This window comes from Winogradskyella sp. (genome assembly GCF_025210595.1).
In the GTDB taxonomy this organism is placed as follows: domain Bacteria; phylum Bacteroidota; class Bacteroidia; order Flavobacteriales; family Flavobacteriaceae; genus Winogradskyella.
Genome location: NZ_JAOARH010000125.1, coordinates 1 through 8,414 on the forward strand (window position 1 = coordinate 1; position 8,414 = coordinate 8,414).

At 32.7% G+C, this 8,414-nt stretch carries 9 protein-coding genes; 2 read left to right on the forward strand and 7 right to left on the reverse strand.

Going from position 1 to position 8,414, the window contains the following annotated elements; translation table 11 throughout:
- A partial coding sequence (locus N4A42_RS12635) for an immunoglobulin-like domain-containing protein (protein WP_294074580.1) occupies positions 1-1,615 on the forward strand: 1,615 nt, incomplete at its 5' end.
- A gap of 60 nt (positions 1,616-1,675) precedes the next feature.
- Here N4A42_RS12635 and N4A42_RS12640 read toward each other — a convergent pair.
- Genes N4A42_RS12640 through N4A42_RS12660 form a run of 5 tightly spaced genes read right to left on the reverse strand, consistent with a single transcriptional unit; the run spans position 1,676 to position 5,716 of the window.
- Positions 1,676-2,389 (reverse strand): 3'-5' exonuclease, encoded by a 714-nt coding sequence (locus N4A42_RS12640; RefSeq protein WP_294074582.1) that lies wholly within the window; start codon positions 2,387-2,389, stop codon positions 1,676-1,678.
- Complete coding sequence (locus N4A42_RS12645) at positions 2,386-3,540, reverse strand: serine hydrolase (protein ID WP_294074585.1); 1,155 nt, start codon at positions 3,538-3,540, stop codon at positions 2,386-2,388. The genes N4A42_RS12640 and N4A42_RS12645 overlap by 4 nt, the downstream gene beginning before the upstream one ends.
- A gap of 59 nt (positions 3,541-3,599) precedes the next feature.
- Positions 3,600-4,121 (reverse strand): DUF4442 domain-containing protein, encoded by a 522-nt coding sequence (locus tag N4A42_RS12650; protein WP_294074587.1) that lies wholly within the window; start codon positions 4,119-4,121, stop codon positions 3,600-3,602.
- On the reverse strand, positions 4,122-4,595 hold the full coding sequence (locus N4A42_RS12655) for a methylated-DNA--[protein]-cysteine S-methyltransferase (RefSeq protein WP_294074590.1): 474 nt from the start codon (positions 4,593-4,595) through the stop codon (positions 4,122-4,124).
- The gene (locus tag N4A42_RS12660; RefSeq protein WP_294074592.1) at positions 4,595-5,716 is read right to left on the reverse strand and encodes a CNNM domain-containing protein; all 1,122 of its coding nucleotides are present in this window, start codon (positions 5,714-5,716) and stop codon (positions 4,595-4,597) included. Before N4A42_RS12660 ends, N4A42_RS12655 begins: the two co-directional genes overlap by 1 nt.
- Before the next feature lie 143 nt (positions 5,717-5,859).
- On the opposite strand from N4A42_RS12660, the gene N4A42_RS12665 reads away from it, so the two are divergent.
- Positions 5,860-6,579: a GLPGLI family protein gene (locus N4A42_RS12665; RefSeq protein WP_294074595.1), complete on the forward strand. Its 720-nt coding sequence runs from the start codon at positions 5,860-5,862 to the stop codon at positions 6,577-6,579.
- A gap of 69 nt (positions 6,580-6,648) precedes the next feature.
- On the opposite strand, the gene N4A42_RS12670 is transcribed toward N4A42_RS12665, so the two are convergent.
- Complete coding sequence (locus tag N4A42_RS12670) at positions 6,649-7,521, reverse strand: hypothetical protein (protein WP_294074598.1); 873 nt, start codon at positions 7,519-7,521, stop codon at positions 6,649-6,651.
- Between the two features lie 13 nt (positions 7,522-7,534).
- A complete protein-coding gene (locus N4A42_RS12675) occupies positions 7,535-8,224 on the reverse strand; it encodes an Ig-like domain-containing protein (protein ID WP_294074601.1) in 690 nt (229 codons plus the stop codon).
- Positions 8,225-8,414 lie beyond the last annotated feature (190 nt).

The window sequence follows — 8,414 nt, forward strand, 5'->3', positions numbered from 1 at the left end:
AAATGTAAATGCAGATACAACACCGCCAGTAATTACATTAATTGGTTCATCTACAATAAATCTTACAGTTGGTGATACTTATACAGATCAAGGAGCAACAGCTACAGATAATCTTGATGGAGATTTAACAAGTAGTATTGTGGTAGTTAATAATGTTAATACAAGTTTAGCAAATAGCTATGCTGTAACTTATAATGTAAGTGATGCGGCAGGTAATGCGGCAATAGAAGTTGTTAGAACTGTTAATGTATCTGATCCATCATCTGGATGTTCTGGAGGAGTTTCAACTTATCCTTATGCTGAAGGTTTTGAAGGTTCTATAGGAATGTGGTCACAATCTACTGCAGATGATTTAAATTGGACTGTAGATGCAAGCGGAACACCTTCAAGTGGTACTGGACCATCAAGTGCTGTGCAAGGTTCAGATTACATCTATGTTGAAGCTTCAGGAAATGGAACAGGTTATCCTGATAAAAGAGCAATAATAACATCACCATGTTTTGATTTAAGTGGACTTACAAATCCAGTGTTTAGTTTCCAATATCATATGTATGGAGCATCAAATATGGGTTCTATTGACCTTGAAATCTCTGATGATGATGGTGCTAATTGGACTAGTATATGGAATCAAACAGGTAATCAAGGCAATCAATGGTTAAAAGTAGAGCTAGATTTATCGGCTTATATAGGAAATAATATTCAGGTAAGATTTAATCGTTTTGTTGGTAGTACTTGGCAAGCAGATATAGCTATAGATGATGTACAATTATTTGAACCAGCTGCACCAACATGTAATGATGGTATACAAAATGGAGACGAAACAGGTGTAGATTGTGGAGGTTCTTCTTGTGCGCCTTGTAGTACAGCTAATGTTGTGTTAAACGAAGGTTATTTTGAAACCGGATGGGACAACTGGCAAGATGGCGGAAGCGATTGTGCTAGAGTAAGTTCTGCAAATTCTTACGAAGGTAATTATTCAATAAGAATTAGAGACAATTCTGGTGTAGCTTCAGCTATGACACTTTCAAATATAGATGTATCTCCTTATTCATCTGTTGAAATAGATTTTTATTTCTATGTATTTAGTATGGAAAATGGTGAGGATTTCTGGTTACGTTTTTATGACGGATCAACGTGGAGTACAGTACAAACTTGGGCTAGAGGAACTGATATAGAAAATAACACCTTTTATAACGCTACTGTTACTTTAACACCAGCACAATATAACTTTGCTGTGAATTCTGGATTCAGATTCCAATGTGATGCTTCTGGAAATCAAGATCAGATATTTATTGATCAAGTAACAATAACTGGAATTTCAGGAAGCTCTAAAGGAAAAGGAAATCAATTAGAAGCTGTTGGATATGCAGAATCGCCAGAAATTGCTGAATTAGATATAAACTTATATCCAAACCCAGTAAAAGGAAGTATACTAAATGTTGAAATACCTAGCTTAGAAACATTTAAATATAGAATAGTTAATATTCAAGGAAGGACAGTTTTAAATGGAATTTCAGAGGGAAAAATTAACGTCTCTAAACTTGATGGTGGAATGTACTTTATTGAGGTTAATGATGGTGATGAAATTATCACTAAGAAGTTTATTAAGGACTAATCATTAGTCTATTAACCCTAACCTAAGAAAAACCCAGAAGAATTAATTCTTCTGGGTTTTTTATATATGTTTAATTTCGTGGTTTTGTAATAACTCATCTCCACGTAGTCTCAATAAAATTTGAGCTACTGCAACAGTGTCTTTTTCGCAATAATTGATAATACGGTCTATATCATTGTTTTGATAATATACATTGTAAACTTCGCTACCATCAATATCATCTTTAGGAGAAGGAATTCCTAAAACGTTAGTTAATAATTTAAGTGATGTGTAGGTTTTATAATCACCAAATTTCCATAGCTCTAAAGTGTCTAGATGAGGCACTTCCCATGGTTTTTTACCAAAGAGATTGAGTTTGTATGGCAATTCTATATTATGAATAATCATGCGTCTGGAGATATAAGGAAAATCGAATTCTTTACCATTATGAGCACATAATAGATGTTTGTTTTGACTAAAATGAGAGATGACTAAGTTTTTAAAATCTTTTAGAATTTTTATTTCATCACCATAAAACGAGGTAACCCTAAAACTTCTAATATCTCCTTCCATTTTAAAATACCCAACTGAAATACAGATAATCTTACCAAACTCAGCCCAAATACCAGCTCTGTCATAAAACTCTTCTGCAGAAAATTCTTCTTTACGTTGATATCTAGATTTAGCCTCCCAAAGCTCTTGTTTGGCTACATCTAAATCTGAAAATTGTTCCGTTTCCGGAACAGTTTCAATATCTAAGAATAATATGTTTTCGAGATTGAGTTTTGAAATCATAATCCTAACATCTCATAAGCTTCTTCAACATATAGACCAATATCATCAGTAAAAGTTTCTAATGGATTACCTGGCCCTTTTGAATGTCCAAGCCTAACGATAATGATATTGTCTTGAGGCTGAACAATAACATATTGACCTAAATGGCCTCGCATCATAAAAAAGTTTTTTCCAAGATAATCATTCATCCAAAAGCCATAACCATATTCTGGACTTTCCGGAAAACGCGGTACTACAGATTTAGCTACAAACGCAGAATCTAAGATTTGCTTTTCATTCCATTTGCCATGGTCTTTGTATAGTTTTCCGAATCGCGCAAAATCTTTAGCATTACTAGCAATACAGCAATAGGCTTTTACCAAATCATGATCCTCACTATCTACTTGCCATAATGTGCTATTTTCACTGCCTAAAGGTTTCCAAAAACTTTCTTCAAGATATTGATAGAGTTTTTTACCTGTAGCTTTTTCAATAACCATAGCTAACATTTGTGTATCACCACTAGCGTATTTAAAAGCTTTTCCAGGTTCGTCAACAACCTTTAGTCCGTTACTTACTTTAGCTAAATCATCATCAAAATAAGCTCTTGTGGTTATAGATAATGGTGAATAATAAGCTTCGTCCCAATTGGTTCCAGAAGACATAGATGATAAGTCTCCAACCGTCATTTTAGCGGCTTTGTCTTCGCAAAATTCTGGTAAGAAATCGCAAACGGGTTGATCTAAACTTTTAATATGCCCTTCCATTATGGCTTTGCCAAGTAAGCCAGATACATAACTTTTTGCCATTGAGAAGGAATTGGATTTTGAACCTTCACCAAAACCATCGTAATATTCTTCAAACCAGATACTATCATTTTTAATGATAACGTATGCTATGGTTCCCCAATCTTTATTGGCTTTAGCTAAAGCTTCTGTTGGTTTAACCGAATTGTAATCTTGGTGATTTGGCCAGGATTGTGGGTTGTCGCTGGCTTCAATTGTTTTATTATCGAAATGGTTATAATCTTCGAGGTAAGCTGTGGTATGCCCTTTCATATATATTGTGCGTACAGCTTTGATAAGATAATCTGTATCTGTAGCATATAGCACAACAATTAACAAACCGAAAAAGATAACAAGGAATTTAAGTAGTTTTTTTAAGAATTTCATATGTGTTATTATTTTGAAATTTTAAAGCGCTTAGGCATATATGTATACCTAGCATAGCATTAATTTAGTGATTGACGCTTCTTAAGTTTTTCTTTATAATAAGTTTTATCTGCTATGTAAAGCGTTTTATTAAAAGTAGCAATTATATTTTGTTCTGTATCAACAAGATTCATCGTTTTTAAAATATCGATCTCATTATTTGTTGCTACTTGTTGTTTTATAGTATCTATTTCTTCTTTGCTAAAATGAAATTCACCATATATTGTAGTCTTTGCAGGTTTTTTGTAGCGTGCTTCTACGGCTTTATCCCAAACTACATAATCATTGCCCAAAATTTGAATTAATTGTATCATGTAAATAGGATCTGTGGCTGCTAACATGCTTCCTCCAAAAATAGTGCCTGCATAATTCTTGTTTTTCCAATTAAGCTTCATTCTAATCTTTACAAAATGTAAATCGTCACTAACCTCAATTAATTTAGCGGTTGTTCTGCGATACATTGGCGACCAGTTAAAACCATATTTGTATATGGTAGAAACCTTAAAGAATCTTTTTAAAAACTCTGTGCTAGTTTTATACATCTAAAAAAGAGTTTGCTGTTTGTATTCACTTTCATGGTTAAGTAGCCATTGTTTTCTATAAAGTCCGCCAGCATAACCAGTAAGACTACCATCACTTCCTATAACTCTATGGCATGGCACAATAATCCAAAGTGGATTTTTTCCGTTGGCATTTGCGACAGCTCTAATAGCCTTAACATCTCCTAATTGTTTAGATAGCTCTAGATAAGAGATGCTTTTACCATAAGGAATCGCTAAGAGTTGTTTCCAAACTTTTTTCTGAAAAACAGTCGCTTCAGGATTTAATTTTAAATCAAAATTTTTGAGCTGATTATTAAAATAAGCTTTAAGTTGTGTGGCGCAATCTAAAAGCGATTCTGGAATAATTTCAGATAATTCTTCTTTGGTATCTAAAATCGAAACTGAGGCTATGCCATTATTGTTACCAATAATTTTTGCATGTCCAAGAGGTGTTTCAATATAGCAGATATCCATTAGTTTTTTGGGCTCTCGTTTTCTAGTAGTCCTAATCGTTTAGCTCTGGTTTCCCAGCTTTTTCTGGCTAACATTTGTAAATCCGAAACATTATCGCTCTCGTCCATTATTTCTAACCCAAGAAGTGTTTCAATAACATCTTCCATAGTTACTAAGCCACTCACAGAACCGTATTCATCTACTACCAAAGCCATATGATTTCTGCTTTCAACCAGCTCTTCAAAAAGTGTTGGAATAGGAAGACTTCTGTTAACAATGATGATGCTTCGCTTAATTTCAGATAATAATTTGGTTTTATTATCTAGTGCCATTTCTTTAAATACTTCGTCTTTTAATACCAATCCAGAAATATTATCGGAGTCTTCGGTATAAACAGGAATACGTGAAAAACGAATGTTTTGATTTGCGTTAAAGAAATCTTCTATTGTAGTATTCTCGTTTTCAGTTTTCATTACTGTACGAGGAGTCATAATATCTTTAGCCTGTACATCTTTAAAGGTTAAAAGATTTTTTATGACTTTACTTTCGTTCTCTTGAAAAACACCTTCTTCATGGGCAATATCTGCCATAGCATGAAAGTCTTCGCGACTTAACACACTACCATGGTGACCTTTGCCTCCAATTAATTTTGTAGTGAGTTGTAGTAGCCATAAAATACCTGTCCATTTTAGAGGAAATATTAAAATATTTAGTGCTTTAGCAGTGAAATTAGCAAGTTGTTTCCAAAAGGTAGCACCAATAGTTTTAGGAATAATTTCTGAAGCTACTAAAATCAAGATCGTCATAATAGTAGAAACCAATCCTACCATTACATCTTCGGTAAATTCTATACCTAAAAGTGATTGTTTTGTACTGCCATAAAGTTCAGCATAAGCAGCTTTAGCCTGTACACCAACTAAAATAGCACCAACAGTATGCGCAATGGTATTAAGTGTAAGAATGGCAATTAAAGGACGATCAACATCCTTTTTTAATTCTTCTAAATCGTTAGCGTATGCTTTGCCTTCTTTCTTTTTTACATTGATAAATGTAGGTGAGATACTGAGTAAAACAGCTTCTAGAATAGAGCACAGAAATGAAAAGAAAATTGAAATTACAGCGTAAAAAATGAGTAAGCCCATTAATGTATTGAAATTTAGTTATTGCGAAGTTACAAAATGAATATCTAAATAATAGATTTAACCTAGAATATGCAATTTGAATAATTATTTAACCTTGAAATTACTGAAATATATAGGTTTAGAATTTTTTTATAAATTCGGGTATGAAAAACATTCTTTATACCCTTTTCGTTTTTAATATTTATTTTGGTTTTTCTCAAACTAAAGGAAAAATCACATACTTGGTGTCTTTAGATAAAACAAAGTTAGAGGCTCCTTATGAAAATCCTGAAAATACAGATTCTAGAAATGAAGCTTTAAAGATGCTTAATGAAGCACAACCCGTAGAGTCTTATTTAATTTTTAATGATAGCATTGCTGGTTATTATGTTCAGGATAAAGACGCTCCCTCATTTGAAAACAATGATGGGTTTATCTCAATTACTCCTACAGGAGTTAATTTTACATGGATACGAGCAGGAGGTGAACGTTATTTTTATACAGATTGGAGCAGAGATTACAATATTAGCACATTTAGTTTACCACATAAAAAGTACCGTCTAAAAAGCAAAACTATAAATTGGACGATTACTGAAGAAGAAAAAACAATTAATGAGTATTTGTGTATAAAGGCTATAGATAGTTCTAATAAAAAACGAATAGCCTGGTTTACAAAGGATTTACCTGTAAAGCATGGGCCAAAAGGTGTTAATAATCTGCCTGGTTTAATTTTAGAGTTTTATGATAATAAGTTTAGTTATATCGTTAAAGAAATAGAACTGAATCATACAGAGGTTGAAGACATTGAAGAACCAATAGAAGGGGATTTAATTACCCAAGAAGAATTAAAAAAACTAGCAGGTAATCCTTTTGGTAAAGATTGAAATAAAATATTATAAAAAAACAGCTTGAGTGGAAACTCAAGCTGTTTTACTAATTAATTTAATGCTAGTTTATTTTAGATTGAAAAAAACACCAGCAGATATAGAAGGGTTAGCAGCAATGATTCGGCCACTAATAGCACCTGTATAGTTTAAAGAAAAACCTATTTTTTTGGAGAACAAATAGCTTATTTCACCACCTAAGCCTATGTATTCTATATTATTGGCAAAAATACTTCCTTGTGAGTTCTGGGCATTTAAACTTCCGTTTTTGAACGACTCTACAATATCTGATCTAGCAATTAACCATACTTTTTTATTAAATAAGCTAAGTCCAAATTCTAATCCTGCTCTAAACTCATCTGAAAAATCCTTTGTTTTGTTATTAAACCCAAAATATGCTTTAGAGTATAAGGAGGCATTTTTGATTTTAAAGGGTAGACCCAATCCAACCTTTAAAAACTGATTAAATTCTCCATCACCAGTTTGGTAACTACCATCGGAGCCACCTTGACTTTCTCCAGTTGGTAAACCAAGTGTTAGTGTAGTAGAAATAGATATTTTTTGAGAATGGTATAGTTTATATTCTATTCCTATATCAATATCACCAATAGAGTTAATAGATTCCCCTTGTTCTATAGTTTCTCCTGTTGTACCAGATACCACATCGTTTTGATATGTTCTGGCATAAAACGGAATGTAAGCCACAATGTCCCAGTTATCAGTAATTCCGTAGTCTGCATATAGATTTAGGTTAAAGTTTCCGCGTGTAACATTAGGATCTATTTCACCTGTATCAGTATAGTGTTGGTCTGTTTCTAAATACCAAGCACTAAGTTTAAAATAGCCATCTCCTTTTTTGTTAACCCATTGTGCTTCTATGTTCTGAAATGAAAATAGCAGTGTTAGTGCAGTAAAGTACACTAGAATATTTTTATGTCTCATGTTAAAAGAATAATTAATCATTAATAGTACCCCCTCCTACTTTTACTCCAAATGGCTCACACCAATAAAGCAGATAAGAAAAATCATTAATTCCGGTGTTATCTATAGTATATGTATGAGATCCGTTAAAAACTGAAACTGGTCCCAGAGATTGTGCATTTGCAATAGAGTTAGGGTTGTTAGTTAAATACAAATACAATCCTGGTAAACTCGTAGAAGCGTTATAGTCATCTGAAAAGCTTAAAAGAAGGTTTTCGGTATTTTCAATTTCAGTAAGGGTAAAGCTTCCAGATAAAGCATAACTACTTGTAGTTACTATATTTCCAGATTTTTCATTAGGTAGATTAATAACTTCACCATCAACAATGGTAACAATAGTAGAGTTTTCTACTAATGTATTATTGTACTGAGCTGAAACAGATATTGTAGTTTCACCTTCAGAAACTCCAGAGAGTAACCCTTCTTGGGTTATAACAGCAACTGATGTATTAGAACTAGTCCAAGACACAGTAATAGGTTCTTCTTCACCAACATTATTAAAAAATGAAATATTGAATTGATGAGATTCAGATACTGATAGATTTTCAATGTTGTTGAGAATTCTTAATTCTGCTTCTACAGTATCATTAATGACGTCTTCTCCGATACAATTAAAAACTAGTAGTAAGAGAAGGAATGTAAATAAAGACGATTTTTTTTTCATAGCGATTATCTTTGGATAAGAGGTCGCTTAAAAAATCTTATACTTACAAGCTAGTAGAATACTTTTTTAGAATTCTCTGTTTATTTGAGATGAAATTTTGTGAAAATTATACTGTTCTTGGCAGTTTTTTTGATAGGTTAAAAGTGAAAAAATGGTTATCGATTAATAATCTTTACAACATCCTTAGCAA

Excerpts from the sequence above, each read along its gene's own strand:
- N4A42_RS12645 (WP_294074585.1), bottom strand. The coding sequence starts at position 3,540 with ATGAAATTCTTAAAAAAACTACTTAAATTCCTTGTTATCTTTTTCGGT.
- N4A42_RS12675 (WP_294074601.1), bottom strand. The coding sequence starts at position 8,224 with ATGAAAAAAAAATCGTCTTTATTTACATTCCTTCTCTTACTACTAGTT.
- N4A42_RS12650 (WP_294074587.1), bottom strand. The coding sequence starts at position 4,121 with ATGTATAAAACTAGCACAGAGTTTTTAAAAAGATTCTTTAAGGTTTCT.
- N4A42_RS12665 (WP_294074595.1), top strand. The coding sequence starts at position 5,860 with ATGAAAAACATTCTTTATACCCTTTTCGTTTTTAATATTTATTTTGGT.
- N4A42_RS12655 (WP_294074590.1), bottom strand. The coding sequence starts at position 4,595 with ATGGATATCTGCTATATTGAAACACCTCTTGGACATGCAAAAATTATT.
- N4A42_RS12660 (WP_294074592.1), bottom strand. The coding sequence starts at position 5,716 with ATGGGCTTACTCATTTTTTACGCTGTAATTTCAATTTTCTTTTCATTT.
- N4A42_RS12640 (WP_294074582.1), bottom strand. The coding sequence starts at position 2,389 with ATGATTTCAAAACTCAATCTCGAAAACATATTATTCTTAGATATTGAA.
- N4A42_RS12670 (WP_294074598.1), bottom strand. The coding sequence starts at position 7,521 with ATGAGACATAAAAATATTCTAGTGTACTTTACTGCACTAACACTGCTA.